This is a genomic window from Agrobacterium sp. NPDC089420 (assembly GCF_044900305.1).
Classification (GTDB): Bacteria; Pseudomonadota; Alphaproteobacteria; order Rhizobiales; family Rhizobiaceae; genus Agrobacterium.
Map to the genome: position 1 here is coordinate 75,460 of NZ_JBJDMY010000002.1, position 25,852 is coordinate 101,311.

A 25,852-nucleotide genomic window follows, 5' to 3' on the forward strand; every position below is an offset into this window, starting at 1 on the left:
CCCTGTGTCACTTCATGACATCTTCCGGGCGTCTGCCGGGCTTGGCCTTGTAGGGTGGGAAAGTCCAACCGAAGAGCAGTGCGCCGGATCGCACGCAGAAGGCCGTCAGGAAACCCGCCGCTGATGCGGCATAAAGCGGTGCGCCGAGGAAATAGACGATAATGAAGGTGGAAGAACCCAGAAGCGCGCAGGTGATGTAGATTTCCGGGCGCAGGAGAACGGAAGGTTCCCCCGCAAGAACATCGCGCAACACGCCACCGAAGGTTGCCGTTAAAACACCGGTGACGATGGCCACGGTGGCGGAGCCGCTTGCGGCGAGGCCCTTGGCAGCGCCCATCACGCAATAGGCGGAGAGGCCGAGCGCATCGAGCCAGATCAATACCCGATATCGGGATTCGAAAAGATGTGCGGTAAAGAACAGCAGAACCGCGACCGATACGCAGACGAGAATATAGGTGGGGTTTATCACCCAGAACACCGGCGTTCTCCCCAGTACGAGGTCGCGCACCGTGCCGCCGCCAATGCCGGTCGCAGCCGCGAAAAACAGGAAGCCGATCAGGTCGAGCTGCTTGCGCGAAGCGGCGAGCGCGCCGGTGGCGGCGAAGACGGCGACGCCGGCATAATCGAGAAAACCCAGAAGTGTCATGAAAAGGTTCCCCCCGAAATGCGGGCCGCGGACACGTCAGTGTCGCGCAAGCACTAAACTCTAGGCTGGCCGCCCGGATGATCGCAACATCCATAACCGAAACGGATGCAAAGGAAAATGCCGTGCGAATCGCTCTCGTTGCCGCTCTTCAGGCGCTGGTCCTCTTGATGTTTCCGGCGGCGCTCCTGGCGCAGCAGCAGCTGGTGAGCGATCCCGAGATCTACGAAAAGGATCATTTCCGCAAGGAATGCAAGGTGGCGGCCTTTGGCGATGATTTCGTCACGCGGCTGGATATCAATAATGACGGCCTGATGGATGCCGTCGTCAATCACGGCGTTCTCGATTGCGATGGTGAAAAAGGCCGCAGCTGCGACGATGAGGGTTGCCCCTATAATTTTTATGTCCAGGTGAAGGAGGGCGGTTATCTGATGATCGCCACGGCCCGGATTTACGGTTATGATTTCATCAAGCGTTTCGGCAACATGGTCTTCGTGCTGAAGATGCATCCCCGTTATTGCGAGCGGACGGACAACGAGCCCTGCCTGATGACGGTCAGGGTGCGCGGCACGAAATTCGTCACCATTTCGCGGAAGTAGCGGCGGAAGCTTCTAGGGCGCAATCCGTCGGATTTTGACCTTCTGATTGTACCGCTGGCGAAGCGAGCGCGGAATGACGAGGGTAGCGACGGCGACGGCGAAGACAGCGGCCGCGACGACCCAGAGGGCATCCGAGTGCAGCGTGGCGCCCAGAACGGCGCCGCAGATCGCGCCGCCGACCATGCCGAGCCAGGGCACGATCTGGATGCCCCAGTCGAGGCTCCGTTCGCCGAGAAGAAAACGGCCGATGCCGCGGCCGAAACGGGAAAGGGCGCCGGTCACATAGGTGAGGCCGATCGGCAGACCCTCAATATGCTCAACGGCCGCATTCACCATGCCCATGGCGAAAACCACAAGATAAAATTGCGCGAGACCCGACGCTTCGCCGCGCAGCAGCGCCGCAATAGCCACCAGCGACCCCACCGCCATGAGGACGGCAAAAATGCGTCGGTCGAATTTGTGCGCCACCACGATGCCGCCGGCATTGCCCGCCACGAAGGCTACGATGGCAAAGAGAAGCTTTGCGGCATGGGAATAGATGCCCGATTCCATCGAGACGGCGGCGCGCGTCGTATTGCCGGTCATGAAGGAAACGAAATCGCCGGAAATATAAAGACCCACTGCATCCGTCATCCCGGCAATGAAGGAAATGGCGGCAACCAGCGCAATGCCTGTTCCGGTGCGCCTTGCCCTGATGATATTGCGGCGTCTTTGTCTGGTCATGGACAAGCTCGATACTGAAAAACGACAAGCCTGGCGGCGGTGCCGTGTAGCCTCTGTCTAGAATGCCGCACGGCCCGTTTGCAAGCTTTCGAGAGGCGCTCGGGCGCTCTACTTTGTCTAGACAAATATAGAAACCCTGCCTACCATGCCTCAAATAAAGCGAAAAACAACATCGCATAAAAATAAATCAAAAGGGGTTCAGATCATGAAAAAAACTTGGGTTCTCGCCACCGTTGCAACGCTTGTCTCGTCCGCTGCGGCCTATGCCGAAACATCGGTGACCATCGGCATGTCCGGCTGGACCGGTTTCGCGCCGCTGACGCTCGCCAAGGAAGCCGGAATTTTCGCAAAGAACGGCCTGAAGGTCGACATCAAGAAGATACCGCAGGCCAGCCGGCATCTGGCGCTCGCCTCCGGTGATATCCAGTGCGCCGCCACCACGGTGGAGACATGGATCGCCTGGAACGCCAACGGGGTGAAGTCCACCCAGATTTTCCAGATGGACAAATCCCATGGCGCCGATGGCATTGCGGTGCGCAGTGATGTCGCGAAGGTCACCGATCTCAAGGGCAAGACGATTGCCGCTTCCGCGCCGGGCACCTCCCCCTATTTCTTCCTTGCCTGGATCCTCAAGGAGAACGGCCTGACGCTGAAGGATGTGAAGGTCGTCAATCTTGAGCCGGGACCGGCCGCACAGGCATTCGTGGCCGGTCAGAACGACGCGGCCATGACCTATGAGCCCTATCTGTCCACCGTGCGTGCCGCTCCCGACAAGGGCAAGATCCTCGCCACCACGCTCGAATATCCCGCCGTCATGGATACGTTCGGCTGCTCGCCGGATTTCCTGAAGGCCAATCCGCAGGCGGCGAAAGCCCTGGCGGACAGCTATTTCCAGGCCCTCGACCTCATCAAGGCCGATCCCGAAAAGTCCTACGCGACAATGGGGGCTGATGTGAAGCAGACCGGCGAGGCCTTTGCCGCTTCGGCAAAGTTCCTAGAATGGCAGGACAAGGCCGCCAACCAGAAATTTTTCGAGGGTGAATTCAAGACATTCTCGGAAAAATCGGCGGAGCTTCTGCTGGAAATCGGCGTGATAAAGTCGAAACCCGATCTTTCGACACTCGCGGATACGTCCTTCATCAAATAACAGAAAACGGCGGCCGCATTCCCTGCGGGGAATATTGCAGCCAAACAGAAGTTTGCGCCGATTGCGTGTCATGAAACGCGCACGGCGTTCTGATGGCGCGGCGAAAGTGCCGCGCCGGTTTTCCGGACAGGCGACAGATGCAACCACTTCAACCCATAAAAAACAGCACGAGGATCGCTTTGGGCATCCTGTTCTTCATGCTGTTTTTCTCCGCCTGGGGTCTTGCCACCTTGGGCGGCTTCGTATCGCCGACCTTTCTGGCCGACCCCATCACCATGCTGAAGGACGGCATCTATCTCATCACCGATCAGGGTTTTGCCAATGATATCGGCATGACGATCTGGCGTGTGGTGGGCGGTTTCGTGCTGGCATCTCTCGTCGCCGTGCCGCTCGGCATCGCCATGGGGGCTTACAAGCCGATCGAGGCTCTGCTTGAGCCCTTCGTCTCCTTCGCGCGCTATCTGCCGGCTTCCGCCTTCGTGCCGCTGCTCATTCTCTGGGCCGGCATCGGCGAGATGCAGAAGCTGCTGGTGATCTTCATCGGCGCGGTGTTCCAGATCATCCTGATGGTGGCCGTGGCTGTCGCCGGCACGCGGCGCGATCTGGTGGAGGCTGCCTATACGCTGGGTGCAAAAGACCGCGGTGTGGTGCGGCGTGTGCTCATTCCCGCCAATGCACCCGATATTGCCGAAATCCTCCGCCTCGTCCTTGGCTGGGCCTGGACCTATGTCATTGTTGCGGAACTGATCGGCGCGTCTTCCGGCATCGGCTACATGATCATCAACAGCCAGGCGCTGATGGCGACCGGGCAGATCATCTTCGGCATCATCGTCATCGGCATTATCGGCCTCATTTCGGATTTCGCGTTCAAATCGCTGAACCGGAAGCTTTTCGCCTGGAGGCTTGCCTGATGAACGAACTCGTTATCAAGGGTGTCAGTCGCACCTTTCCGGGCGTGCGCGGCGGCGCGCCGACACTCGCCCTGCAGCCCACCGACCTCGAAATCCCGCGCAACGATTTCGTCACCATTCTCGGCCCGTCAGGATGCGGAAAATCGACCTTGCTGCGCATCATCGCCGGGCTCGACCGTCCGACGACGGGCGAGGTTCTCCTCTCCGGCCGGGTGGTGACGGGGCCGGGGGCGGATCGCGGTATGGTGTTCCAGTCCTACACGCTGTTTCCCTGGCTGACGATCCGGGAAAACGTCGCCTTCGGCCTGCGCGAGCGCGGCGTCGCCGAGAAGGAAAAATGGGAGATCGTCGACAGCTATATCGACAAGGTCGGCCTGCGCGGTTTCGAAAACCATTGGCCCAAACAGCTGTCCGGCGGCATGCAGCAAAGAACCGCCATCGCCCGCGCTTTGGCGAACGGTCCGAAAATCCTGCTGCTCGATGAGCCTTTCGGCGCTCTCGACAACCAGACACGCGGGCTGATGCAGGAATTGCTGCTCGGCATCTGGGAGCGCGAGCAGAAGACCGTCATTTTCGTGACACACGACATCGAGGAGGCGGTTTTCATGGCCTCGCGTGTCGTCACCATGTCCGCAAGGCCGGGCCGCATCAAGTCGATCACGCCGGTCGACCTGCCGCATCCGCGTCACTATACCGTCAAGGCCAGCCCGGAATTTTCCGAATTGCGCGCCCGGCTGACGGAGGACATCCGCAGCGAGGCGATTGCCGCCGCTGCCCATGGATAGTTGATCCAGCGAACCGGGAGGATGGAAATATCGGGATGAGGAGCACAGGCGCCGATCTTCAGGAAAAATCACTGCATGAGCGCATCCGCAACGATGTCGAGCGGCATATCATGTCGGGCGAGTGGCCGCCGGGATATCGCATCCCCTTCGAACATGAGATGACGCGCCAATATGCCTGTTCGCGCATGACGGTGAACAAGGCGTTGGGCGAACTGGTGCAGCGGGGCCTGATTGAAAGACGCCGGCGTCTCGGCACTTTCGTGCGTCAGCCCCATGCGCAATCGGCCGTGCTGGAAATCCACGATATCGAGCGGGAGGTGCAGGCGCTCGGCCTCGCTTACGGATATCGTCTCGACAAGCGGCGTTTGCGCTCCGCGGGCGAAGAGGACGGTGCGGCCATGGCGCTTGCCGCAGACGCTTCGGTCCTGGAACTCACCTGCACGCATTTTGCCGGGGATGTTCCCTTTTGTCTGGAAAAGCGCATTATCAACGTCACTGCCGTTCCGCAGGCGGAACTTGCGGATTTTTCGCAGACCGGGCCGGGAACGTGGCTGTTGAAAATGGTGCCCTGGAGTGCTGCCGAACATCGCATCAGCGCCGTTTCCGCCGACCGCAAAATTGCGGCGGCCCTGGGCATCGCATCCGGTGCCGCCTGTCTGGTCATTGATCGCCGCACCTGGCACGGGATGGATTACATCACCCACGTCCGGGTCATCTATCCCGGCGACCGTCACGCCCTGGTGGCGCAGTTTTCGCCGTCACAGAGCGCGTGAAAACCGGAGATCGGTCAATTTTTTGTAAAGAAGAGTTTACGGGTCGTCTTTTGACAATATAATAGTTGTCAAAAGAACTCAGGTTTATTATCGGAACGTCAAGCTTTCACGACGGTATCCGTTCATGACCCCGGCTTTCAGGAGCCGGCCACTCTACGGATGAGTTCATCGACGGAAATCCGGGATAAAAATTATGTCAGCTGAGACCTCCACTTCTTCCGCACCCTTCAACAGGGCAAACAAAATACGGCATATCTCCCTGGCCACGGCGGTCACCCTGCTGGCAGGGTTGAGCGCCGGTGCGGTTTGGGCTCAGACAGCATCCGAACCCCAGCTTCAACCTGCACCTCAAACGCAAACCGTCCAGCCTGCCCAGCCGCCGGCGGAAGCACCCGTGACGCCGAATGCGCCGGCGATCCAGCCGGCCCAGCCCTCCGCGACCGCATCGGAACAGCCGGCTGCGGTGGCGCCTGCCCAGCCGTCGTCGAACCCGCCTGCGCCCGCGCAGTCGGCAACCGATCCCGCACCGGCACCCGAAGGCGTTGCGCCGCAGCCGGCGCAGACCGAACAGCCGGGGCAAGCGAACCAGACGGCTGTGCCGAACGAGGCTGCAACGCCGGTAGAGCCGGTGAACGCCGAGCCCGCAAGTGCTGAACACCGTGCGGACATCCCGCACAATCTGTCGCCCTGGGGCATGTTCATGGCTGCGGACTGGGTCGTGAAGGGCGTGATGATCGGTCTTGCCTTTGCGTCGCTGGTCACCTGGACGGTCTGGGTGGCGAAATCGATCGAACTTGCCGGTGCCCGGGTACGGGCCGGCTCGACGCTCAAGGTCATTCGCAGGGCAAAAACCCTGACCGAGGCCACCGAAGCCGTCGAGAAGAAGGGCGGACCGGCAGCATTGATGCTGCGCATGGCGACCCACGAAATGCAGCTTTCCGACGCGGTGGTCGAGCACACGGATGGCGGCGGCATCAAGGAGCGTGTCTCCTCGGCGCTGTCGCGCATCGAAACCCATGCCGGTCGCCGCATGTCGCGCGGAACCGGTGTTCTGGCGACCATTGGTTCCACCGCGCCCTTCGTTGGCCTGTTTGGCACCGTCTGGGGGATCATGAACTCCTTTATCAGCATTTCGGAATCGCAGACCACCAATCTTGCCGTCGTTGCGCCCGGTATTGCCGAGGCGCTCCTGGCGACCGCCATCGGTCTCGTCGCCGCCATTCCGGCGGTGGTGATCTACAACGTCTTCGCGCGCTCGATCACCGGATACCGTCACTTGCTGGCGGATGCGGCCGCCGGCGTGGAACGCCTCGTCAGCCGCGACCTCGATTTCCGCCGCATTCCCCCGGGCAGCAGCAAGCCCGCAGTGTCGCTGGTTGGACGGTGACCGGTCATGGCTGGCGGCATTCGCGAAAATAGCGGAGACGATCTCTCCGAAAACCACGAGATTAACGTCACACCCTTCATCGATGTGATGCTGGTTCTGCTCATCATCTTCATGGTGGCCGCACCGCTGGCCACGGTGGATGTGAATGTCGATCTGCCCGCATCCACCGCCAAGCCGGCGGAGCGACCGGAAGAGCCGCTTTATCTGACGGTAAAGGATGATCTTTCGCTCAACCTTGGCAATGATGCGGTCGCTCGTGAAACATTGGCGGCCGCGATCGACCGGCAGACGGGCGGCAAGAAGGATACGCGCATTTTTCTGCGGGCGGACAAGGCTGTCGACTACGGCCACTTCATGGAAATCATGAACCTGCTGAGGGATGCCGGTTATCTCAAGATTGCCCTGGTGGGACTTGAAAACGCGGCTGCCGCATCGCAGCCCGCCGCTTCTGGGCAGCCCGCCGCGCCGACGGCCGAGGGAACGGCGCCATGACAGAAAGCGGCTACCCGCACGCCCGCCATTCCCGTCTGGGGGAAGTGACGCTGTGGTCCGCCGCGGCGCTGCTCATGCTGAGCGTCCATGCCGGTTTTGCCTATTATCTGATGCAGGAGCCCGAGGAGCTGGATGCCGGCGGGCCTCCGCCTGCCGCGATCATGATCGAAATGGCGGCGATACCGGAGGCCGTCCACACCGAAGAGACGACGCAGGCGCAGGATGTCGAAGACGCTGAAGAAGTGAAGAGCGACAGCAGCGAACCGGTGGAGGAGGCTGCCCCGGAAGAGCCGCCGCCGCCCGAACCGGTTGTGGAAACGCCACCGCCGGAACCGGTTCAGCCGCCTGAACCCCCGGTCGAGGAGATTGTCGAACCTCAGGAAATTCCCGAACCGGTGGAGCCGATCGATCCCGTGCAGGAACAGATGATGGCGGAACTCGAAAATGTCGAGGTTCCTCTGCCTGTCATGCGGCCTCCGCCGCCGCCGGTCGAACAGAAGGTGGAAAAGAAAGAGCCGGAAGAGAAAAAGAAGGTCGAGCGCCAGCGTCCAAAACCGCAGCAGGCGTCGGAATTGCGGGAAACGGCGAAGGCCGAGGCTCAGCAGTCCAACCGGACGGCGGCGTCGCGCAGCAATGCCGGTTTCTTCTCGTCATCATCGATGTCAAATGCCGATTGGGGTGCGAAGGTACGCTCCGCGATGCAACGGCGACTGGTCCGTTCGGCTGGAAAATCCGGAATGACGATTACGGTTTCCTTCAAGATCGACAGCGGCGGATCGGTGGGTGGCGCAAGGATCATTTCGTCCACCGGCGACTCGGCGATGGACCAGAAACTCTTGGCCGTCATTCAAAAAGCGTCCGTCTCGCCGCCGCCGCCTGGTGCCAATACGAGTTTCACCCTGCCTATTCTTTTCAAATAGGTGTGAAACTGCCCGACTGCATAAGGGCATCCCGACCCTGGAGAGGATGGGATGCCCGATTTATTTTCTATGTTGATTTGCTGAGGCCGCATGCCGCAAAGTGGGGCCAATTCGTCCCATCGCATAAAAGCCAACAGGAATTACCACAATCATGAAATTTTCGATCGCAGAGGCGGAGGATCTCGTATCCTCTATCTTTGAGCGCAATGGCGTTCTGCCGCAAAACGCCCGTTCGGTGGCAAAGGCGCTTGTCGCCTCCGAAGCCGCGGGTCAGAGCGGTCATGGTTTTCGCCGCATCCCCGTTTATGTCCGCCAGGCGCGGGTCGGAAAGGTCGATGGCAAGGCGCGCCCGGTGTCGACACGCGTGAAGCCCGGTGTCCTGTCGATCGATGCCAATCATGGTTATGCCTATCCGGCGATCGACCGTGCGCTGGAAGAATTGCCGGGCATGGCCCGGCAGCAGGGTATTGCGCTCGCCGCGATCCATCGCTCGCATCATGCCGGCGTCATGGCGCTGACCGTCGAGCGTTTTGCCGAAATGGGTCTCGTCGCGCTCATGTTCGCCAATGCGCCGGCATCCATGGCGCCCTGGGGTGGTAGCAAACCACTCTACGGCACCAATCCGATCGCCTTCGCCACTCCCGTCGGTAACGCCGATCCCCTGGTGATCGATCTGGCGCTCTCCAAGGTCGCGCGTGGAAAGATCATGGCGGCGCGCCAGAAGGGCGAAACCATCCCTGGCGACTGGGCGCTCGACAGAAACGGCCGGCCCACGACTGATCCCGACGAGGCGATAGAGGGAACCATGGTGCCCGCAGGCGAGGCGAAGGGGGCTGCGCTGGCGCTGATGGTGGAGATCATGGCCGCTGCCATTACCGGCGGAAACTTCGCCTTCGAGGCCTCGTCCCTTCTGGATGACAAGGGCGCTCCCCCCTCTCTCGGTCATACGATCATCGCCTTAGACCCCGTTTCGTCCGGCGGCGCGGCCTTTACCGAGCGGCTGGCGCTGATTGCCGGCGAGATAGAAAAGCAGGAAAATGTGCGCCTTCCCGGCCGTCGCAGCCAGGGAATACGCAAACAGGCGCTGGAAAACGGCATCGCGATCGAGAGCGATATTCTTGCCGAGATTCGATCGCTGTGAAGCTGCTGCGTAATAATAATAAAACCCGGCGGATCGAATGGGACCCGCCGGGCAAACCGTCTGTGGCTGCTTTGCATTTGCGTCGATAAAGGCCGGACATCATGTCCGGCCCGCTTTTGGTCCGCCATCCCGCCATCGATATGGAGGGATTTCGACGCATAAAGCCGCTCATCCGGTTTTAAGCTTACGGGAAGGGGACGATTTCGCGTAAGCTTGGATGCAGTCAGGGGACAAGCCGGGCTGGCCCTCTATTTGAAACTGCGGCTGAACGAATTGCCGCAGGTTCATTGCCGATCCGGTTGCGCCAATGGTTGTTCAAGCGTCCTGCTCGATCAGGCCGCGCAGGAGAGCAATGCTGACGGCATTCAGCAAATTGGCTGCACCCAGCCTGTTGCGCACACGTTCCAGCGTATCCTTGACCTCCGCTTCGTCCGTGCCGGTGATCAAGGCGACGTGGGAAGGGTGTTTGCCCCGCGCCACCAGCCCGAGATAATGCCGTTCACGATCCGAAAGGACAATTTCACGCGTCTGGCGATGTTCATGTGGCATTTTTGAAGACATTTTTTCGGCCCCAAAAGAGATCGACCTTCCGGCACGCGATCAGGTGGTCATTTCATTTCCTGAAACCGGCGTGTCAGCTTTCTGTCTGTACGCGAACAGAAACGTTGATTTCGCCAATAGGTTTCATTTGGCATCAGGAATTATGCGATGGAATGCGGCTTCGGCAGCTGGCCGGTCCCACCTTATCGGCGCAATCCCGGGAATTTTCAGAATTGCCGTACCAATATTGCTATAAACCGCAATGGTTCTGTCCAGAACAACATGCGGATTCAAAACCTTGGAACGTTTTTCGTTAAACCTTCGGGATGGCGCCGGCTCTAATAGGCGATATCCCGTACCGATAGAATAACATCTCGCGCCAAGTTTTGCGTTTTATTGTTATGTTTCGGCACATCTATCGATCGGTGCCGACATATTTTTTAATTCTGACGCATCGTTCCGAAATATTGATGCCGTAAATAATGATCAGCCGGAGGAATGATGCGCGTGTTTCCTGCGAATATCCGTGGGCGTTGCTCCGAACCAGCGGGAAACGGAACGTGAAAATGCTACCGGTGTCGAATAACCGAGCCTGTAACTTATATCGGAAACCGGGAGATCGCTTTCCACTAGAAGCTTGAAGCCGGCATTTTTGCGAATGGCGTCCTTTATCTCGTTGAGGTTGGTTCCCAGCTCGGCAAGCCGTCGCTGAAAGCTGCGTTCTGAAAGATTGAAATGAGGGGCGATCTCGCCCAGAGAAAGCTCGGCGTCCGACAGCCGTACCTGCATGTAACGTTTCACCTGGTCGATGAAATGTGTCGCTTCCGCCGATGTTTCCGGCCGCAGCATCCGGCATTGCAAGTTCATCAATTCGAACAGACGCTCATCCGCATTCGGATTGGCTGCATCGAGAAGCGATATGGGAAGGCGCATGGTATGAATCGGCTGGGAAAAGCTGACGCGTTTGGTCATCCGTTCTTTAAATAGCTGAATATTATTCGGTTTGGTCCGCTCCAGACCAATCTCGATCTGGTTGATGCGATCGCCGAGAATATCGCGGAGACGCTGAATGAGAATGGCAAGGGAGAGATCGACATATTGATCGCGTTTGGCGATCACCGGCGCAAAGGACCAAGACAGGGTCACGTGGGCGGCATCCGTGACCATGGTAAAATTGCTGTTATTGGTCGCGTAATAAACATGGTCCTGAAGAAAACGCAGGAACGCCCGTACCGTTGGTGCGCTCATCAGGCCATATCCGAATGCGCCGGATGCGCCGGCGGGAAAGGTGGAGGCGCATTGCAGACCGAAGGTATCGTCGCCGGAAATCAGCGCACAGGTCTCCAGCAGACGGCAGAATCTGTCGAGGCTGATACGCTCCGTCAGGCTGTTGAACGTGGTCGGATCGATATCGAGAGCCTTGCAGATGGGAGCGATATCGATGCTTCGCGACAGGGCGTAATTGCTGACGCCGGCGGCCAGACCGGCCACCACAGTTATCTCGTCGCTGAGCCTCTTTTCGGGCATGCCTCGCCTTGGCGTACCATGTTTGGAAATTGTCGCCTGATGGTAAGCCCTGAGCGCGCGTTTGTCGAGCAGTCCCGTGCCGGCTTCAGGTGCGGGCGGCGCTTTGTTCCAGCACTTGCATGATGGTTTGGCCGGCATCTTCGATAGCGCCGCTATTATCCACGGTCGTTACGTCGAAGTTTCCGGCAACCGCCAGCGAACTGCGTTCCAGCCGCCGCAGAATATCCTCCCGGCTTTCCCGTCCGCGTTGCTCCAACCGTTTCGCCAACACCTCCGGCCGAGCGACGATGTTCACGACCTTGAGACGGGAAAAGGCGGTGCCGAAGTGGGGCAGGGCTGAGCGGGAACCGTTGGCGATGACCACATCCCCCGCATCGAGATGACCATGGACGGCGGCCGGAATGCCATATTTCAGCCCATGCGCCTGCCAGGAGACCGCGAATGCGCCTGCATCTTCCAGCCGGTTGAACTCATTCATCGAAACGGCGTCGTGATTTTCACCACCTGCATCGCCGCTGCGGGTGATGACGCGACGGGTGAAGTGGAAGCCGGGCCGGCCTGCCAATTGCGTTGCCGCAAAATCCATCAGCGTGTCCTTGCCGGCCCCGCTCGGGCCGACAATCACGATCATTGTCCCCGGCGATGGTGCGCGCCGGTTATCCTTCCCGTCGCCGGTCATGCCACGCGCTTGCCCTGGCGCCAGACGGAACGCGCCACCGGTACGCCATCCTCCCGGTGGACCCGGACCAGATCGGCCCGCAATCCCGTCGCGATGCGGCCACGGTCAAGAAGGCCAACCGTCTTGGCCGGTGTGGCGGTGACCATGCGGAGCGCTTCCGGCAGGCTGATCGCTTCCACCTGATCTGCAAGCAGGAAGGGCGCGAAAAGCAGGCTGAACGGGACATAGTCCGAAGAAAGGACATCCAGCACGCCGATCTCGGCGAGATCGCGGGCAGCGATGTTGCCCGAATGGGACTTGCCGCGAACGATGTTGGGGGCGCCCATCAGGACACTCATGCCGGCGCTGTGCGAGGCCTTCGCCGCCTCGACGCTGGTGGGGAATTCCGCCAGTTTCACACCGTGGCCGATCGCTTCACCGACATGTGCTTCCGTCGCATCGTCATGGCTCGCGACGGTGATGCCGCGCTCGGCGCAGCGGGCAGCCAGGTAATCGCGATGCTTGGTGGAATATTCGGCCGATGCGGCCTGCCGCCGCCGTACGAATTCGGCGAAAGCCTCGTCGCTTAGTCCGCGCTTTTTCTGGTAATAGAAGATGTACTGATCCATCGACTGGAACTGGCGCTGACCCGGGGAATGGTCCATCAGCGAAATCAGCCGCACGCGCGGATCGGTCTCGAAGTCTTCGAAATGCTCCAGCACGTCCGCCGAGGCGACTTCACAGCGCAGATGCAGCAGGTGGTCGGCGCGCAGGCGGTTCTGGTCCGCCGCCGCTTCGATGGCATCCGCCATCTCCCGCATTTCGCCCTTCTCGAAGCCGCCATCCTCATCCGAGCCGAGGCGAAGGCAGTCAAACACAGTGGTGATGCCGGAGGCCGCCACCTGCGCATCATGGGCCTGGATCGCGGCGATCTTGTCCCAGATAACGCCGGGACGGGGCGAATAATGCTGCTCCAGATGGTCGGTATGCAGTTCCACCAGGCCCGGGATCAGGAAGTCACCTTCGACATCCTCCCCCGTCTTGGATGCGCCTTCACTGATATCGGCGATCTTGCCGTCGCGGATCAGAACGGAGCCCAGAATAATATCGTCTTCCAGAACGATACGGGCGTTGGAAAGGGCGTGCTCGGTCATGGGGTCGCATCTTTCTTTGGCTGCTGGCCAAGCGGGTGCCAGCTGTGAACGGTGAAGGGGTCGCCGCGCGTTTCTTCTACGAACAAAGCGAGGCCGGAAATGGCGAGGGGCCGGTCGACAAATTCGGCAAACCGCGCCGACAGGACCTCATGCATGGCGGGCTGCTCGCTCTGGTCGATGCGCCCGGTCAGCGTCATGTGAAACCGGAAGTCATCCATGACATGCGGATAACCCCAGAGCGACAGATTCTGCCGTTGGCTTTCCGTCAGGCTTTGTGGCCGCCGGCGGGCAATATCCGTCTCCGACAGGGGCGCGCGAAACCGGTCGAAATGATCGACGATCTCGGCGGCAAAATCCTGCAGCGGTTGGTAAATCCGGTCGGGAACCAGCGCGAAAAAAGGCCCGAGCGCACCCACGACGACGCGCGGAATGTCGAAAGCGGATTGGCTGGTGGCAAAGCCTTCGACGGCCGTCACCAGCTCTGCCTCGCTATATTTTTCGGAAAGCTCGAAAGGAGCCTTCAGGGTTGCGTGGAAACCGTAACGGCGAGGCTCGTCCGTTAGCTCCGCATAATCATCGTGGTCGTCATGCAGGGTACCGGAAAACGCGTTGCGGCCGAGCCAGCGCGATGCTGCTTCCGTCAGGGGATGATCTTTAGCCGGAGAAAAATAGATGGCGTAGCGCACGGCAAGCACTCTTCAGTGTCATGGAAAACCAGGGATGAGAAGCTATTTGGCGTGACTCGCCCGCTTCCCGCAAGGTCAGGAGTGCGAGGTAATCGCTTTCCGTGACAGAATGATGATGCCAGCGAAAAAAACCGCCTTTGACATGCGGTTGGGTTTGCGAATCTGCCGGGGGTGCGCGGCAGCATGAAAAGCGATTGGCCAGACGCAGGGACGGCGCCTGCGCCCGCGTGCCCAGGCGGACGGCAGGATGGTGAAAGCGGTGCGGGTTCCGCGTGAAGTCCCGCCCCGGTTCCGTGGCTTAGTGCTGTGTTTTTCCGATCAGGCGCGAACGCAGCGAATTCGAAATATGATCGAACAGGAAAACCACGAAGAGGATGAGCAGCACCATATAGGCGACCTTGTCCCAGTCGGCATTGGTGCCCATGGCTTCCAGCAGTTTCAGGCCGATGCCGCCCGCACCCACCGCGCCGATGATCGTGGCGGAGCGGGTATTGCTTTCCCAGAAATAAAGCGACTGGGAAATGAAGACCGGCAGCACTTGCGGCAGCACGCCGAAGCGGTTGACGGCAATCGGGGAAGCGCCGACCGATTTGACGCCCTCGCGCTGCTTGTCGTCGACATTCTCCAGCGCCTCGGCATAGACCTTGCCGAGCGCCCCGGTATCGGTGAAGAAGATCGCGGCAATGCCGGGGATCGGTCCCGGGCCGAAACTGCGGGTGAAGAACAGCGCCCAGATCAACATGTCGATCGAGCGCAGGAAGTCGAATAGACGCTTCATGCCCCAGTTGGCGGCCTTGTTGGCAGTGATGTTGCGTGCAGCGATGAAGGCGAGCGGCAGGGCGACGAGCGTGCCGAACAACGTACCGACAAAGGCCATGACCAGCGTCTGCATCAGCTTTGAGAGAATATCGGCATGTTGCCAGACGCTGTTGTCGAGAAAATCGTCGGCCATATGGCTGATATTGGAACGCTCCGGATCGAGCCTCTCTCCCCAGAGCGCGAGAGCGGCCAGTTCGCCATAACCCTTGCCCCAGAATTCCGACTTGGTGTCGAACAGGAAATTCGCCCATCCGAGGAAGCGGCGCTGCACATAGACCTGGCTGGTGCGGATTTCCGCCTGACCGGCAAAACCGTAATGCACGAGAACCTTGTTGCCGTCCTGGCGGATTTCCTGCGGAACATCGTCGGGCGCCCTGGCCTGTTCGCCATTGATGATGACCGGATAGTTCCTGCCGTCGACATAGACATCAACCCGGGTCGGCGTCACGTCGAGGCGGTTTTCCATGCCCGCATACACAACGCTATATCCGCCGTCCGGCAGAGGCTGCAGCCAGTCGATCCTTGCGTCGGCGGGATATTGTCCGCGGCTCGACCATTGCGGCTCGACCTTGCCATCCTCGAAGCGCAGGCGCGGCTGGGCGCGCCAGGAATACCAGTCCTGAATATAGCTCGACGCACGGTCCCACCGGCCCTGCATGAATGCCGGTCCGACATTAAAGAAGAAAAAGCAGCCGATGAGATAGACGACGACGGCAACAATGCCGGTCAGCAGGCCGTATCGCTGCATGAAACCGCGATTGAAAATTGCCGGATGCGCGGCCGTCAGCCTCTCGCGTTCGGCGGTATTGAGAATGAAGCTGGACGACATCAGGCCGCTCCCCGTCCGAATTCGAAGGATTGATGGCCGATCAGCCTGCGGCGCAGCCAGCCGGAAAACTGGTCGACGGCGATGATGGTGATCAGCAGCAGGATGATGATGGCATAGGTCTTCGACGCGTGGTCATTGCCGATCGATAGCCGGAAGACCTCGCCGATGCCGCCGCCGCCGACGGCGCCGATGATGGTGGAGGCGCGCACGTTGATTTCGGCGCGTAGCAGCGCATAGGACACGAAATTGGGCAGAACCTGCGGCACGATGGCGAAACGCACCCGCTCCAGCCAGTTGGCGCCGGCGGCGCGCAGGCCTTCATCCGGCTTCATGTCGGCATTTTCCACCACTTCGAAGAACAGCTTGCCGAGAGCGCCGATCGTATGGACCGAAATCGCGATGATCGCCGCGATGGGACCGATCGACAGGATGGCGGTCAGCAGCCCGGCGATCACGATTTCTGGAAAGGCGCGCAGCACTTCCATCACCCGGCGTACCACCCAGCGCACGAGGCCGGCGCCGACAAGGTTGGTGGAGGCGAAGAAGCAGAGCACAAAGGCGAAGCTGGTGCCGATGATCGTCGAGACCAGGGCAATATTGAGCGTGATGATCAACTGGTAGATGAAGTGCGGGATGTAGAAGCCGTCGGTGATGTAGACGCGATCCGCGACATAGTTATATTTCAGCGAGCCGTCGGCATAGGGTGACGGCAGGTCGAACATCGCCCGGAAGATTTCCAGCGGACTGTCCGGCACGAAGGTCTTCATGAAATCGAAGAAATAGGGCAGGCGCTCGAAGAATTTGCCTGAATTGGCCGCATTGGCGAAATTCAGGGAGGCGGCGAGGATGACGAGAAAGATCACGAGCGAAATGACGGTGTAGACCCGCCGTGTCGCAAGCTGCTGTCGATAGTGGCGCATGACCGTTTGGGACGATGCGCTCAATCCCTCGGGCGAGAGGGTTCCATGGTGCAGTGTGGTCGCCATGCCGCTTTTCCTTTATTGGCAAAAGCGGCGGCGCCGCAAGGCACCGCCGCTTCCGGATATGATCTGAGGATCAGCCGCCGATAACGGACTTACGGGCGTCGATGATCGTCTGGTAGAAGGACGGATCGACCTTGATGTAAGCGGTGTTCTTGCCCTGGGTGAAGCCCTGGAAGCAGGCGAGGTCCTTCTTCGGCAGTTCCATGAAGAAGTTTTCGACCTTCTGCTTCATCGCGTCGCCGAGCTTGTTGGTGACCATCAGCGGGCCGTTCGGGATCAGCGGCGACTTCCAGACTTCGACGATATCGTCCATGTCGAGGTTGCCCTTCTTGACCATCTGGTAGAGGTTGCCGGCGGTATAGCCTTCTTCCCACTTGCCGACGCCCGAACCGAAGGTGGTGCCAACGTCGAACTTCTTGTCGAGAACGGCGAGAACGAGGTTCTCATGGCCGCCGCCGAAGCCGGTTTCGGAGAAGTATTCCTTCACCGGAACGCCGGTTTCCTTCGGGATAGCCACGTTCGGAACGAGGAAGCCGGAGGTGGAGTCAGGGTCGGCGAAGCCGATCTTCTTGCCCTTGGCGTCAGCCAGCGTCTTGATGCCGCTGTCCTTGCGGGCAACCATGATCGTGTAATAACCGGTCGAACCGTCAGCGCCGGCCGTGGTCAGGATCGGGTCAACGGCCTTCGGGTCGGCCAGAGCGATCTTGGCGTAGGAGGATGCGCCCATGGAAGCGATGTCGATGGTGCCGCCGAGCAGGCCCTGGATGACGCCGTTATAGTCCGGCGACGGGAAAACCTGAACTTCGGAAACGCCGGTTGCAGCCTTAAGGCCATCGGCAACGCACTTGGTGTTGCGGATCTGGTCGGCTTCGTTTTCAGAACCGTCGAGACCGATGCGCAGAACCTTGACGTCCTGAGCCAGGGCGGAACCGGCCAGAACGCCAAGGGCGACTGCCGAAAGAAGGATTTTCTTCAACATGGACTTTCTCCTGTTTCCCGGCGAGCCGGAGTTTGTTGTGAAGTGTCGGCCCTTGACGCGGGCGCCAACGATGCTGAGCGGTTCCTCAGAGCCCGGCGAGAGCGAGCGGTTCGGGACCGGCAGATGACTGCACCGGACGCGCGGGGAGCTGCGCGCCGGCAATATTGATGCTGGTCGAGGTCATGGTCTCGTCGATGCCGGAGCCCTGCGAATCGGTTCCGTAAATCTCGGTAACGGCAGCAGCCGTCAGTTCGGCGGGCGTTCCATCAAAGACAACGCGGCCCTGCGACATGCCGATGATGCGCTCGCAATAATTGCGCGCCGTATCCAGCGTGTGCAGGTTGGTGATGACGGTGATGCCTTCGCGCTCATTGATGTCGCGCAGCGCATCCATCACGATCTTGGCATTGAGGGGATCGAGCGAGGCAATCGGCTCGTCGGCCAGAACCATCTTGGGAGACTGCATCAGGGCGCGGGCAATGGCGACGCGCTGCTGCTGGCCGCCGGAAAGCGTGCCTGCCGCCTGCATGGCCACATGCTCGATGCCGAGCCGCTCCAGCGCGGCGATCGCCATCAGACGCTCTTCATCAGTGAAGATGTTGAACAGGCTGAGAACCGTCGAACGGTGGTTCAGACGGCCGAGCATGACATTGGTGAGCACGTCGAGGCGCGGCACCAGATTGAACTGCTGGAAGATCATGGCGCAATCGCGCTGCCAGTTGCGCAGTGCCGTACCCCTCAGCGACGAGACTTCCGTGTCGTTGAAATGAATGGAACCCGAGGACGGATCGACAAGGCGATTGATCATGCGCAGCAGCGTCGATTTTCCCGCACCGGAGCGCCCGATCACGCCGACCATCTGGCCCTGCGGAATTTCGACATTCACGGCATCGACCGCAGTGTGGTTGCCGAAACGGCGCGTGACTTGCTTCAGGTGAAAGCTCATTTCCCCGTCCAATCTTCTTTTGACGGGGTTCGGCGTAACAGCGGTGCGTGAAGTGTGGATGTCAATTTGATGAAGAAAATATTACAACATTCGCAAATATGCCGCGCCGACATTTGCCGACAAATCTTTCGCCCGGCGGGTCGCGGACTGGAAATTCCATCCGGCATTTCATGATGCGACTGACAGAAAATCCCGGGACACGGCCCGAGATCTGCATTTTGCGCGAAGGTGGATTTCAGCCGCCATATTTCGTCACGAAATCCTCGGCGGCGAGCGCGCGGAAATCGTCCAGCGCGCCGCGCAGCGTCGCATGGTCCCAATCCCACCATTTCAGATTGTCCATGCGCCGGCCGAGCTCTCCGGAGAAACGGTCGCGGATCAGCCGGGCGGGCACCCCGCCGACAACGGTATAGGGTGCGACATCTCTCGAAACGACCGCACCGGCCCCGATCACGGCGCCGTTTCCGACCGTCACACCCGGCAGGATGGTCGCGCCATGGCCGATCCAGACATCGTGGCCGATCACCACCCTTTTGGCGCGGCGGGCAGCGAAGAAGTCCTTTTCGTCCTCCGCATCGTCCCAGTAGTTGCGGGCGCGATAGGTGAAATGGTGCAAGGTCGCCCGCTGCATGGGATGATTGGTGGCGTTGATGCGGACGGAAGCGGCGATATTGACGAATTTGCCGATGGTGGCGCACCAGATCGCACCATCCTGCATGACATAGGAGTAATCGCCCATCTCGACCTCCTCGATACGGCAGCGCTCCGAAATTTCGGTGTAGCGGCCGATCGAGGAATTGGTGACACGGGCACTTTCGTGGATGACGGGTTCGAGACCGACCTTGACGCTCATGCCGCTGCCTTCCGGGGAGAGAATTGCGAAACATCGAGAATGCGGTCGGCCACGGCCTCCCGCACTTCCTCGTCATGGAAAATGCCGAGCAGCGCCGTCCCCTTGTCTTTTTTCTCCTTGATCATGTCGACGACCACGCGCCTGTTGGTCGCGTCGAGCGAGGCGGTCGGCTCGTCGAGAAGCAGGATCGCGTGATCGGTGATGAAGCCGCGGGCAATGTTGACGCGCTGTTGTTCGCCGCCCGAAAAGGTCGCCGGCGGCAAGGACCACAATTCGCGTGGCAGGTTGAGTTTGGACAGCAGCGCGGCGGCCTGCTCGCGCGCCTCTTCCGCGGCAACCCTGCGCGCCAGAAGCGGTTCAGCCACGACATCGATCGCCGCAACGCGCGGCACCGTGCGCAGGAACTGGCTGACATAACCGATGGTGTGATGGCGGATATCGAGGATCGTGCGCGGCGAGGCGTTGCCGATATCGATGACCTCACCCTTATGTCGGATGAGGATCTGCCCGCTGTCGATGGCGTAGTTGCCATAGAGCATTTTCAGGATCGAGCTTTTGCCGATGCCCGACGGACCGCCAAGCACGACGCATTCGCCGCCCGAAACGGAGAAGTTGACGTCGCGGACGACCGGCAGTTCGATGCCGTCGCGAAGATGCATGGTGAAGCTTTTGAAGACTTCCGAAACGATAAGGGGCGTCGGCATGGCGTCAGACCTGCAAGATGGAGGAAACAAGCAATTGCGTGTAGGGCTCGCGCGGATCGTCCAGCACCCGGTCCGTCAGTCCGTGCTCGATGACGTCGCCGCCCTTCATCACCATCATGCGGTGGGACAGCAGGCGCGCCACGGCGAGGTCATGGGTGACGACGACGACGGCAAGGCCGAGGTCGTTGACGAGGCCGCGGACCAGATCGAGCAGCCGCGCCTGGACCGAGACATCGAGGCCGCCCGTCGGCTCGTCCATGAAGACGAGGCGCGGCGAGGTGACGAGGTTGCGGGCGATCTGCAGGCGCTGGCGCATGCCGCCGGAAAAGGCGCGCGGCTGGTCGTCGATACGGTCGGTGCCGATTTCCACCCGCTCCAGCCATTCGCTGGCCGATTGCCGGATGTTGCCGTAATGCCGGTTGCCGACGGCCATCAGACGCTCGCCGACATTGGCGCCGGCAGACACCGCCATGCGCAGCCCGTCCGCCGGGTTCTGATGCACGAAACCCCAGTCGGTGCGCATCAGGAAACGCCGTTCGGCCTCGCCCATGTGATAGAGATCACGCACCGAGCCGTCGCGCATGCGATATTCCACACTGCCGGCCGTCGGCATCAGCCGGGTGGAAATGCAGTTGAGCAGCGTGGTCTTGCCGGAGCCGGATTCGCCGACAATGGCCAGCACTTCGCCCGGATAAAGCTCGAAGGAGACGTTGCGGCAACCGGCGCGCTCGCCGTAATATTTGGAAACGTCCCGGACTTTGAGAAGCGGTGCGTCGCTCATTCTGCGGCCTCCTTCACATCCGCCAGCATATGGCCCTTGTGGCCATGGGCGCGGCGGTCCTCGCAATGGTCGGTATCGGAGCAGACGAACATGCGTCCGCCCTTGTCGTCCAGCACCACCTCGTCCAGATAGACATTCTCCGCGCCGCACAGCGCGCAGGGCTTGTCGAAGCGCTGGATTTCGAAAGGATGATCCTCGAAATCGAGGCTTACGACGTCGGTATAGGGCGGCACGGCATAGATGCGTTTTTCACGCCCGGCGCCGAACAGCTGCAGGGCATCCGACATGTGCATTTTCGGATTGTCGAATTTCGGTGTCGGCGATGGATCCATCACGTAGCGCCCGGCAACCTTCACCGGATAGGCATAGGTGGTGGAGATGCGGCCGTTGCGGGCGATGTCCTCATAGAGCTTGACGTGCATCAGGCCATATTCCTCCAGCGCATGCATGACACGGGTCTCGGTTTCGCGCGGCTCGAGGAAGCGCAGGGGTTCGGGGATGGGAACCTGATAAACGAGCACCTGGCCCGAATGCAGCTCCTCTTCCGGAATGCGGTGCCGCGTCTGGATGATCGTCGCATCCTTCGTGCGGGTGGTGACGGCCACATCTGCCACCTTCTGGAAAAAGGCGCGGATGGAAACCGCGTTGGTCGTGTCGTCGGCGCCCTGGTCGATGACCTTCAGCACATCGTCGGGGCCGAGGATGGAGGCGGTCAGCTGTACGCCGCCGGTGCCCCAGCCGTAGGGCATGGGCATTTCACGGGAAGCGAAGGGAACCTGATAGCCGGGAATGGCGATGGCCTTGAGGATCGCCCGGCGGATCATCCGCTTGGTCTGTTCGTCCAGATAGGCGAAGTTATAGGCCGCCAGCCCGTCTTCGAATGAAACTTCTTTAAGCATTGCGCGTTAGCCTTGTGAAAAAAGGAGTACAAGCTCATGGAGATTGGAATTCTTGCAGCCGTGTTCTTTGCTGTCTTTGCAGCATCGACCGTCTTTTGCGCCTACTGGTTCGGCGAGCAGCACGGCCGCTGAGCTATTCGGCCGCATCGCCCATCCACTCCGCGCCATTGGCGTTGATCGCCTCGAAATCGGCGCGCATTTTCCGGACCAGACCGAGTTCGGCCTGAAAGTCCACATAATGCGGCAGTTTCAGATGTTCGACGAAGCCTGTGGCCTGCACATTGTCCGCATGCGAGATGACGAATTCCTCGTCCTGCGCCGGGGCGACGACATCCTCGCCGAATTCGCTGGCGCGTAGCGCCCGGTCGACCAGCGACATGGCCATCGCCTTGCGTTCGCTCTGACCGAAAACCAGACCGTAACCGCGGGTGAACTGCGGCGGCGCCTTGGCCGAACCCTTGAACTGGTTGACCATCTGGCATTCGGTGACCTTGATATCGCCGAGCGAGACGGAAAAACCAAGTTCCGGCACGTCCAGCTCTACCTCCACCTCGCCAATACGGATTTCGCCGACAAACGGATGCGTGCGGCCATAACCGCGCTGCGTCGAATAGGCGAGCGCGAGAAGGAAACCCTCGTCGCCGCGCGCCAGCGATTGCAGGCGCAGGTCGCGCGGCATCGGAAATTCCATCGGCTCGCGCGTCAGATCGCCGGCAATATGATCGTCCGGCATGTCGCCGTCGCTTTCGATCAGCCCTTCTTCGGCGAGAATGTCGGAAACACGCATGATATGATCCGGCTCGCCCTCACGCTGGGCGGCTATCTCGACAGCCTCGTCTTCGAGCAGCGAGGGGTCGAGCAGACGGTGGGTATAATCGAATGTCGGTCCCAGCAATTGTCCGCCCGGCAGATCCTTGTAGGTTGCCGAGACGCGCCGCTGCACCGTCATTTCTGCTGTATTGACCGGCGGCGAATAGCCGAACCGCGGCAGCGTGGTACGATAGGCGCGCAGCAGGAAGATGGCTTCGATCATGTCGCCGCGCGCCTGCTTGACGGCAAGGGCGGCAAGCGACTGATCGTATAGCGAGGCCTCCGCCATCACCCGGTCGACGGCGAGCGAAAGCTGCGAAACGATCTGCGCCACGGACATAGCGGGCAAGTCGCGGTCTCCCCGCCGCTGGTCGGCCAGCAGCCGGTGGGCGTTGGCAATGGCGGTCTCCCCGCCTTTGACAGCAACATACATCTTATGCCTCCACGGATTTCATGCGCGTCGTGCGCGGCAGGCAGACGAATTTATCGCCAGCCGTGAGAATGACGTCGACACCGCGCGGGAAAATGGCGTTGTTTTCCGCCCACAGCGTCGGGAATATATCCGGCAGACCGGTGGGGCTGATGATGTTGACATGGCGGATGCCGGGGCCGGACAGCAGCAATTCCCGCCCGCCATCGAGATCGGGCAGTTCGATGATGACCGTGGTGGAGCGGTCGGGATATTCCTGGCTGCCCTGGGCGAAGAGGCCGAAGGAAGCAATGGCGCTTCCCGCCTCGATAACGGCGAAATGTGCAGCGCTTTTTTCTTCCGTCGCAATTGCCCCGGTGTGAAATCCGACCCATCCCGGCACCGCCGTTTTGCGCAGCGCGCCGCTCAGCCAGACCGGCGTGTCATGGTCGCAGAGCGCCAGCAGGACCGCGCCAGTGGCCGGGGCAAGCGGCAGCGGCGGGGCGACCGCCGTGTCGATCGTCTGCGGCGTGCCCGGACGCGCCATGCCGTCCATCAGTTTCTTGAAAATACGCTGGGAATCGAAGACGGCGCTGGAAAAGCCGCCCGTCAGTGCTTCGGCCTTGACACCCATCAATCTTCTCCTCGAACCATGGTGAAGAAATCGACCCGCGTGGCGGCGGTTTCTCTTGTTTTCCGTTCCTTCTCTTCGCTCAGTCTTTTTTCGACGGGTGAAAGAAGCGCGGTCTCGATGAAGTCACGGGTCTGGCTCTCCTGCCAGAGCGCATCGAACACGGCGGCGTACCAGGCCTTCTTGCGGCCGGTGCCGAGAACATGGGCGTGGCCGACCGTTCCCGAAGCAAGCTTGACTGTCGCGCGGGTGACAGTCGTTTCACCCAGATTGAAGGGGGCACCGCCGCCGCCGATACGGCCCTTGACCATTACGAGGCCGGTTTCCGGCCCGCGCACGTTTTCCGTCTGCGGGCTGGCATCCTGCCGGTTCCAGACGGTTTCCAGTTCCTGAACGGTCGCGCGGGCAAGAAGCGCCGCCACCCGTTTCCTTTCGCCATGTATGTTCGCAGCTTCGTTATTCATCGCTTGACCTCAAATGTCTATTGATATAGACAACTATACAATATAGGCTACAATTAACGTCGATGAATGACAAGCGTGTGACATGAGCCCTGCGGCAGCGATGAAAAGAAAGAACGGCGTGGCGCTCTGGCGGCAGATCGCCGACCGGATCAGGGGCGAGATCGCGGCGGGCGATCACGATCAGGCCGGCATGTTGCCGCCAGAAATGACGCTGGCCGAAAAATTCGGCGTCAACCGCCACACGGTCAGAAGCGCCATTGCCGCGCTGGCAAGCGAAGGCATTCTCGAGCCGATGCAGGGGCGCGGCACGATGATTGCCCGCAAGGAACGGCTGAGCTTTCCGATTTCGCGACGCACGCGATTTACGGCAGGCATCGGCGATCAGGTGAAGGAGATGGAAGCGCTGCTTCTTTCCCACACGACCGAGCCGGCAAATGCCGATCTGGCCGCGCGGCTGCAATTGCCGGCCGGCACGCCGCTCGTGCGCCTGGAAACGCTGCGCAAGGCCGACAGCCGGCCGGTATCCCGCTCCACCACATGGTTTCCGGCTGATCGTTTCGCCGGTATGGGAGAGGCCTATCAGCAAAGCGGCTCGATCACGGCTGCTTTCAAATCGCTCGGCGTTGCGGATTACGTGCGCATTTCCACCGTCATTTCCGCCAGCCATGCGGATACGCAGGATCTGGCCGATCTCGAATTATCGCCGGGCGCGATCCTGCTCGTCACCCAGGCTTTGAACGCCGATATGGAGGGCGTGCCGGTACAATATGCCATCAGCCGCTTCTCGGCAGATACCGTCGAATTCACGGTCGAAAATTAGGGGAGACTTACTCCGTCTGCGAAAGCCCGAGCACGTCCAGCATGGAATAGAATCCCGGCTTTTTGTCGAAGGCCCAAAGGGCCGCGACGATCGCGCCGCGCGCGAAGATGGAGCGGTCGCCGGCATAATGGGAAAGCTCGACGCGCTCGCCTTCGCCGGCGAAAATCACCGAATGTTCGCCGATCACCGAACCGCCGCGCAGCGTGGCAAAACCGATGGTACCGGTCTCACGCGCCCCCGTATGCCCGTCGCGTACACGCACCGAAGAGGCGGTGAGATCGACCTTGCGGCCGGCGGCCACCGCTTCACCGAGCAAAAGCGCGGTCCCGGAAGGCGCATCCACCTTGTGCTTGTGGTGCATTTCCAGGATTTCGATGTCCCAGTTCTGCGCATCCAGCGCCTGCGCCGCCTGCTGCGTCAGAACGCTGAGCAGGTTGACGCCGAGGCTCATATTGCCCGATTTGACGATGCGCGCATGGCGCGACGCCGCCTTGAATTTTTCCTCGTCTTCCATTGAGCAGCCCGTGGTGCCGATGACGTGCACGATGCGCGCCTGTGCGGCGAGGCCGGCAAAGGTGACGCTGGTTGCCGGCGAGGTGAAGTCGATCACCCCTTCCGCATGCAGAAATGCCTGAAGCGGATCGCTGGTGATTTCGATGCCGATCGGACCGAGACCGGCGATTTCACCGGCATCGCGGCCGATAAAGGCCGAGCCCTCGCGCGCGACGGCGGCATGCAGCTGGACGCCCGGCGTCTGGTGAATGAGGCGGATCAGCGCCTGTCCCATGCGGCCTGCCGCGCCGACCACCACCAGTTTCATGCCGCTGCTGCCCATGTTT

The 25,852-nt window shown here is 60.6% G+C and carries 29 protein-coding genes; 10 read left to right on the forward strand and 19 right to left on the reverse strand.

What is annotated here, in order from left to right:
* Positions 1-7: 7 nt before the first annotated feature.
* On the reverse strand, positions 8-646 hold the full coding sequence (locus ACI2KA_RS02885) for a trimeric intracellular cation channel family protein (RefSeq protein ID WP_404499045.1): 639 nt from the start codon (positions 644-646) through the stop codon (positions 8-10).
* A 77-nt stretch (positions 647-723) separates the two neighbouring features.
* Between ACI2KA_RS02885 and ACI2KA_RS02890 the strand changes: the two genes are divergently transcribed.
* Positions 724-1,242, forward strand: coding sequence for a hypothetical protein (locus ACI2KA_RS02890; protein ID WP_404499047.1), 519 nt, complete (start codon positions 724-726; stop codon positions 1,240-1,242).
* Positions 1,243-1,254: 12 nt separating this feature from the next.
* On the opposite strand, the gene ACI2KA_RS02895 is transcribed toward ACI2KA_RS02890, so the two are convergent.
* The gene (locus ACI2KA_RS02895) at positions 1,255-1,965 is read right to left on the reverse strand and encodes a YoaK family protein (protein WP_404499049.1); all 711 of its coding nucleotides are present in this window, start codon (positions 1,963-1,965) and stop codon (positions 1,255-1,257) included.
* A gap of 205 nt (positions 1,966-2,170) precedes the next feature.
* Between ACI2KA_RS02895 and ACI2KA_RS02900 the strand changes: the two genes are divergently transcribed.
* The 8 genes from ACI2KA_RS02900 (at position 2,171) to ACI2KA_RS02935 (ending at position 9,521) form a co-directional block, all read left to right on the forward strand.
* Positions 2,171-3,112, forward strand: coding sequence for an ABC transporter substrate-binding protein (locus ACI2KA_RS02900; protein WP_404499050.1), 942 nt, complete (start codon positions 2,171-2,173; stop codon positions 3,110-3,112).
* Positions 3,113-3,249: 137 nt separating this feature from the next.
* Positions 3,250-4,023 carry an ABC transporter permease gene (locus ACI2KA_RS02905; RefSeq protein WP_404499052.1) on the forward strand — a complete coding sequence of 258 codons (774 nt, stop codon included), beginning with the start codon at positions 3,250-3,252 and terminating at the stop codon, positions 4,021-4,023.
* Positions 4,023-4,808, forward strand: coding sequence for an ABC transporter ATP-binding protein (locus ACI2KA_RS02910; protein ID WP_404499054.1), 786 nt, complete (start codon positions 4,023-4,025; stop codon positions 4,806-4,808). Before ACI2KA_RS02905 ends, ACI2KA_RS02910 begins: the two co-directional genes overlap by 1 nt.
* A gap of 35 nt (positions 4,809-4,843) precedes the next feature.
* On the forward strand, positions 4,844-5,581 hold the full coding sequence (gene hutC, locus ACI2KA_RS02915; protein WP_404499056.1) for a histidine utilization repressor: 738 nt from the start codon (positions 4,844-4,846) through the stop codon (positions 5,579-5,581).
* A 193-nt stretch (positions 5,582-5,774) separates the two neighbouring features.
* Positions 5,775-6,968, forward strand: coding sequence for a tonB-system energizer ExbB (exbB, locus tag ACI2KA_RS02920; protein ID WP_404499058.1), 1,194 nt, complete (start codon positions 5,775-5,777; stop codon positions 6,966-6,968).
* Between the two features lie 6 nt (positions 6,969-6,974).
* Complete coding sequence (gene exbD / locus ACI2KA_RS02925) at positions 6,975-7,460, forward strand: TonB system transport protein ExbD (protein ID WP_404499060.1); 486 nt, start codon at positions 6,975-6,977, stop codon at positions 7,458-7,460.
* A complete protein-coding gene (locus tag ACI2KA_RS02930; RefSeq protein WP_404499062.1) occupies positions 7,457-8,380 on the forward strand; it encodes an energy transducer TonB in 924 nt (307 codons plus the stop codon). The genes exbD and ACI2KA_RS02930 overlap by 4 nt, the downstream gene beginning before the upstream one ends.
* A gap of 151 nt (positions 8,381-8,531) precedes the next feature.
* Complete coding sequence (locus ACI2KA_RS02935; protein WP_404499064.1) at positions 8,532-9,521, forward strand: Ldh family oxidoreductase; 990 nt, start codon at positions 8,532-8,534, stop codon at positions 9,519-9,521.
* A 315-nt stretch (positions 9,522-9,836) separates the two neighbouring features.
* Here the strand turns inward: ACI2KA_RS02935 and ACI2KA_RS02940 are convergent, their stop codons facing one another.
* From ACI2KA_RS02940 to phnG, 16 genes are all read right to left on the reverse strand, one after another.
* Positions 9,837-10,082 (reverse strand): transcriptional regulator, encoded by a 246-nt coding sequence (locus tag ACI2KA_RS02940; protein WP_404499066.1) that lies wholly within the window; start codon positions 10,080-10,082, stop codon positions 9,837-9,839.
* Positions 10,083-10,547: 465 nt separating this feature from the next.
* Positions 10,548-11,588 (reverse strand): AraC family transcriptional regulator ligand-binding domain-containing protein, encoded by a 1,041-nt coding sequence (locus ACI2KA_RS02945; RefSeq protein WP_404499068.1) that lies wholly within the window; start codon positions 11,586-11,588, stop codon positions 10,548-10,550.
* An 85-nt stretch (positions 11,589-11,673) separates the two neighbouring features.
* The gene (phnN, locus tag ACI2KA_RS02950; protein ID WP_404499070.1) at positions 11,674-12,267 is read right to left on the reverse strand and encodes a phosphonate metabolism protein/1,5-bisphosphokinase (PRPP-forming) PhnN; all 594 of its coding nucleotides are present in this window, start codon (positions 12,265-12,267) and stop codon (positions 11,674-11,676) included.
* Positions 12,264-13,400 carry an alpha-D-ribose 1-methylphosphonate 5-triphosphate diphosphatase gene (locus tag ACI2KA_RS02955; protein ID WP_404499072.1) on the reverse strand — a complete coding sequence of 379 codons (1,137 nt, stop codon included), beginning with the start codon at positions 13,398-13,400 and terminating at the stop codon, positions 12,264-12,266. The genes phnN and ACI2KA_RS02955 overlap by 4 nt, the downstream gene beginning before the upstream one ends.
* Positions 13,397-14,095 (reverse strand): DUF1045 domain-containing protein, encoded by a 699-nt coding sequence (locus ACI2KA_RS02960; RefSeq protein ID WP_404499074.1) that lies wholly within the window; start codon positions 14,093-14,095, stop codon positions 13,397-13,399. The genes ACI2KA_RS02955 and ACI2KA_RS02960 overlap by 4 nt, the downstream gene beginning before the upstream one ends.
* A gap of 289 nt (positions 14,096-14,384) precedes the next feature.
* Entirely contained in the window at positions 14,385-15,734 is a 1,350-nt protein-coding gene (phnE, locus tag ACI2KA_RS02965) for a phosphonate ABC transporter, permease protein PhnE (RefSeq protein WP_404499076.1), read from the reverse strand.
* Positions 15,734-16,720 (reverse strand): phosphonate ABC transporter, permease protein PhnE, encoded by a 987-nt coding sequence (phnE, locus tag ACI2KA_RS02970; protein ID WP_404499078.1) that lies wholly within the window; start codon positions 16,718-16,720, stop codon positions 15,734-15,736. Before phnE (ACI2KA_RS02970) ends, phnE (ACI2KA_RS02965) begins: the two co-directional genes overlap by 1 nt.
* Before the next feature lie 70 nt (positions 16,721-16,790).
* On the reverse strand, positions 16,791-17,696 hold the full coding sequence (phnD, locus tag ACI2KA_RS02975; RefSeq protein ID WP_404499080.1) for a phosphonate ABC transporter substrate-binding protein: 906 nt from the start codon (positions 17,694-17,696) through the stop codon (positions 16,791-16,793).
* An 85-nt stretch (positions 17,697-17,781) separates the two neighbouring features.
* A complete protein-coding gene (gene phnC, locus ACI2KA_RS02980; RefSeq protein ID WP_404499082.1) occupies positions 17,782-18,642 on the reverse strand; it encodes a phosphonate ABC transporter ATP-binding protein in 861 nt (286 codons plus the stop codon).
* 235 nt (positions 18,643-18,877) lie between these two features.
* Positions 18,878-19,495: a DapH/DapD/GlmU-related protein gene (locus ACI2KA_RS02985; RefSeq protein ID WP_404499084.1), complete on the reverse strand. Its 618-nt coding sequence runs from the start codon at positions 19,493-19,495 to the stop codon at positions 18,878-18,880.
* Positions 19,492-20,199, reverse strand: a complete 708-nt coding sequence (gene phnL, locus ACI2KA_RS02990; RefSeq protein ID WP_404499086.1) for a phosphonate C-P lyase system protein PhnL — start codon at positions 20,197-20,199, stop codon at positions 19,492-19,494. Before phnL ends, ACI2KA_RS02985 begins: the two co-directional genes overlap by 4 nt.
* Before the next feature lie 4 nt (positions 20,200-20,203).
* Positions 20,204-20,980, reverse strand: coding sequence for a phosphonate C-P lyase system protein PhnK (gene phnK / locus ACI2KA_RS02995; RefSeq protein ID WP_035219536.1), 777 nt, complete (start codon positions 20,978-20,980; stop codon positions 20,204-20,206).
* Complete coding sequence (locus ACI2KA_RS03000; RefSeq protein WP_404499088.1) at positions 20,977-21,879, reverse strand: alpha-D-ribose 1-methylphosphonate 5-phosphate C-P-lyase PhnJ; 903 nt, start codon at positions 21,877-21,879, stop codon at positions 20,977-20,979. Before ACI2KA_RS03000 ends, phnK begins: the two co-directional genes overlap by 4 nt.
* Positions 21,880-22,012: 133 nt before the next feature.
* The gene (locus ACI2KA_RS03005) at positions 22,013-23,122 is read right to left on the reverse strand and encodes a carbon-phosphorus lyase complex subunit PhnI (protein WP_404499090.1); all 1,110 of its coding nucleotides are present in this window, start codon (positions 23,120-23,122) and stop codon (positions 22,013-22,015) included.
* Between the two features lies 1 nt (position 23,123).
* Complete coding sequence (phnH, locus tag ACI2KA_RS03010) at positions 23,124-23,732, reverse strand: phosphonate C-P lyase system protein PhnH (RefSeq protein WP_404499092.1); 609 nt, start codon at positions 23,730-23,732, stop codon at positions 23,124-23,126.
* Positions 23,732-24,193, reverse strand: a complete 462-nt coding sequence (gene phnG / locus ACI2KA_RS03015) for a phosphonate C-P lyase system protein PhnG (RefSeq protein WP_404499094.1) — start codon at positions 24,191-24,193, stop codon at positions 23,732-23,734. The genes phnH and phnG overlap by 1 nt, the downstream gene beginning before the upstream one ends.
* Before the next feature lie 82 nt (positions 24,194-24,275).
* Here phnG and phnF point away from each other — a divergent pair, with 82 nt between their 5' ends.
* Positions 24,276-25,013 (forward strand): phosphonate metabolism transcriptional regulator PhnF, encoded by a 738-nt coding sequence (phnF, locus tag ACI2KA_RS03020; RefSeq protein WP_404499095.1) that lies wholly within the window; start codon positions 24,276-24,278, stop codon positions 25,011-25,013.
* A gap of 7 nt (positions 25,014-25,020) precedes the next feature.
* Here phnF and dapB read toward each other — a convergent pair whose 3' ends face one another.
* The gene (gene dapB / locus ACI2KA_RS03025; protein ID WP_404499097.1) at positions 25,021-25,848 is read right to left on the reverse strand and encodes a 4-hydroxy-tetrahydrodipicolinate reductase; all 828 of its coding nucleotides are present in this window, start codon (positions 25,846-25,848) and stop codon (positions 25,021-25,023) included.
* Positions 25,849-25,852: the final 4 nt, after the last annotated feature.

Coding starts and splice junctions, on each gene's coding strand:
- ACI2KA_RS02885 (WP_404499045.1), bottom strand. CDS start 646: ATGACACTTCTGGGTTTTCTCGATTATGCCGGCGTCGCCGTCTTCGCC.
- phnH (WP_404499092.1), bottom strand. CDS start 23,732: ATGGGTGTCAAGGCCGAAGCACTGACGGGCGGCTTTTCCAGCGCCGTC.
- ACI2KA_RS02895 (WP_404499049.1), bottom strand. CDS start 1,965: ATGACCAGACAAAGACGCCGCAATATCATCAGGGCAAGGCGCACCGGA.
- ACI2KA_RS02930 (WP_404499062.1), top strand. CDS start 7,457: ATGACAGAAAGCGGCTACCCGCACGCCCGCCATTCCCGTCTGGGGGAA.
- phnK (WP_035219536.1), bottom strand. CDS start 20,980: ATGAGCGACGCACCGCTTCTCAAAGTCCGGGACGTTTCCAAATATTAC.
- phnC (WP_404499082.1), bottom strand. CDS start 18,642: ATGAGCTTTCACCTGAAGCAAGTCACGCGCCGTTTCGGCAACCACACT.
- ACI2KA_RS02945 (WP_404499068.1), bottom strand. CDS start 11,588: ATGCCCGAAAAGAGGCTCAGCGACGAGATAACTGTGGTGGCCGGTCTG.
- ACI2KA_RS02955 (WP_404499072.1), bottom strand. CDS start 13,400: ATGACCGAGCACGCCCTTTCCAACGCCCGTATCGTTCTGGAAGACGAT.
- dapB (WP_404499097.1), bottom strand. CDS start 25,848: ATGGGCAGCAGCGGCATGAAACTGGTGGTGGTCGGCGCGGCAGGCCGC.
- ACI2KA_RS02935 (WP_404499064.1), top strand. CDS start 8,532: ATGAAATTTTCGATCGCAGAGGCGGAGGATCTCGTATCCTCTATCTTT.
- phnE (WP_404499078.1), bottom strand. CDS start 16,720: ATGGCGACCACACTGCACCATGGAACCCTCTCGCCCGAGGGATTGAGC.
- phnN (WP_404499070.1), bottom strand. CDS start 12,267: ATGACCGGCGACGGGAAGGATAACCGGCGCGCACCATCGCCGGGGACA.
- exbD (WP_404499060.1), top strand. CDS start 6,975: ATGGCTGGCGGCATTCGCGAAAATAGCGGAGACGATCTCTCCGAAAAC.
- ACI2KA_RS02985 (WP_404499084.1), bottom strand. CDS start 19,495: ATGAGCGTCAAGGTCGGTCTCGAACCCGTCATCCACGAAAGTGCCCGT.
- ACI2KA_RS03000 (WP_404499088.1), bottom strand. CDS start 21,879: ATGCTTAAAGAAGTTTCATTCGAAGACGGGCTGGCGGCCTATAACTTC.
- exbB (WP_404499058.1), top strand. CDS start 5,775: ATGTCAGCTGAGACCTCCACTTCTTCCGCACCCTTCAACAGGGCAAAC.
- phnD (WP_404499080.1), bottom strand. CDS start 17,696: ATGTTGAAGAAAATCCTTCTTTCGGCAGTCGCCCTTGGCGTTCTGGCC.
- ACI2KA_RS02910 (WP_404499054.1), top strand. CDS start 4,023: ATGAACGAACTCGTTATCAAGGGTGTCAGTCGCACCTTTCCGGGCGTG.
- ACI2KA_RS02900 (WP_404499050.1), top strand. CDS start 2,171: ATGAAAAAAACTTGGGTTCTCGCCACCGTTGCAACGCTTGTCTCGTCC.
- ACI2KA_RS02905 (WP_404499052.1), top strand. CDS start 3,250: ATGCAACCACTTCAACCCATAAAAAACAGCACGAGGATCGCTTTGGGC.
- ACI2KA_RS02940 (WP_404499066.1), bottom strand. CDS start 10,082: ATGTCTTCAAAAATGCCACATGAACATCGCCAGACGCGTGAAATTGTC.
- hutC (WP_404499056.1), top strand. CDS start 4,844: ATGAGGAGCACAGGCGCCGATCTTCAGGAAAAATCACTGCATGAGCGC.
- phnL (WP_404499086.1), bottom strand. CDS start 20,199: ATGCCGACGCCCCTTATCGTTTCGGAAGTCTTCAAAAGCTTCACCATG.
- phnE (WP_404499076.1), bottom strand. CDS start 15,734: ATGTCGTCCAGCTTCATTCTCAATACCGCCGAACGCGAGAGGCTGACG.
- phnF (WP_404499095.1), top strand. CDS start 24,276: ATGAGCCCTGCGGCAGCGATGAAAAGAAAGAACGGCGTGGCGCTCTGG.
- phnG (WP_404499094.1), bottom strand. CDS start 24,193: ATGAATAACGAAGCTGCGAACATACATGGCGAAAGGAAACGGGTGGCG.
- ACI2KA_RS02890 (WP_404499047.1), top strand. CDS start 724: ATGATCGCAACATCCATAACCGAAACGGATGCAAAGGAAAATGCCGTG.
- ACI2KA_RS03005 (WP_404499090.1), bottom strand. CDS start 23,122: ATGTATGTTGCTGTCAAAGGCGGGGAGACCGCCATTGCCAACGCCCAC.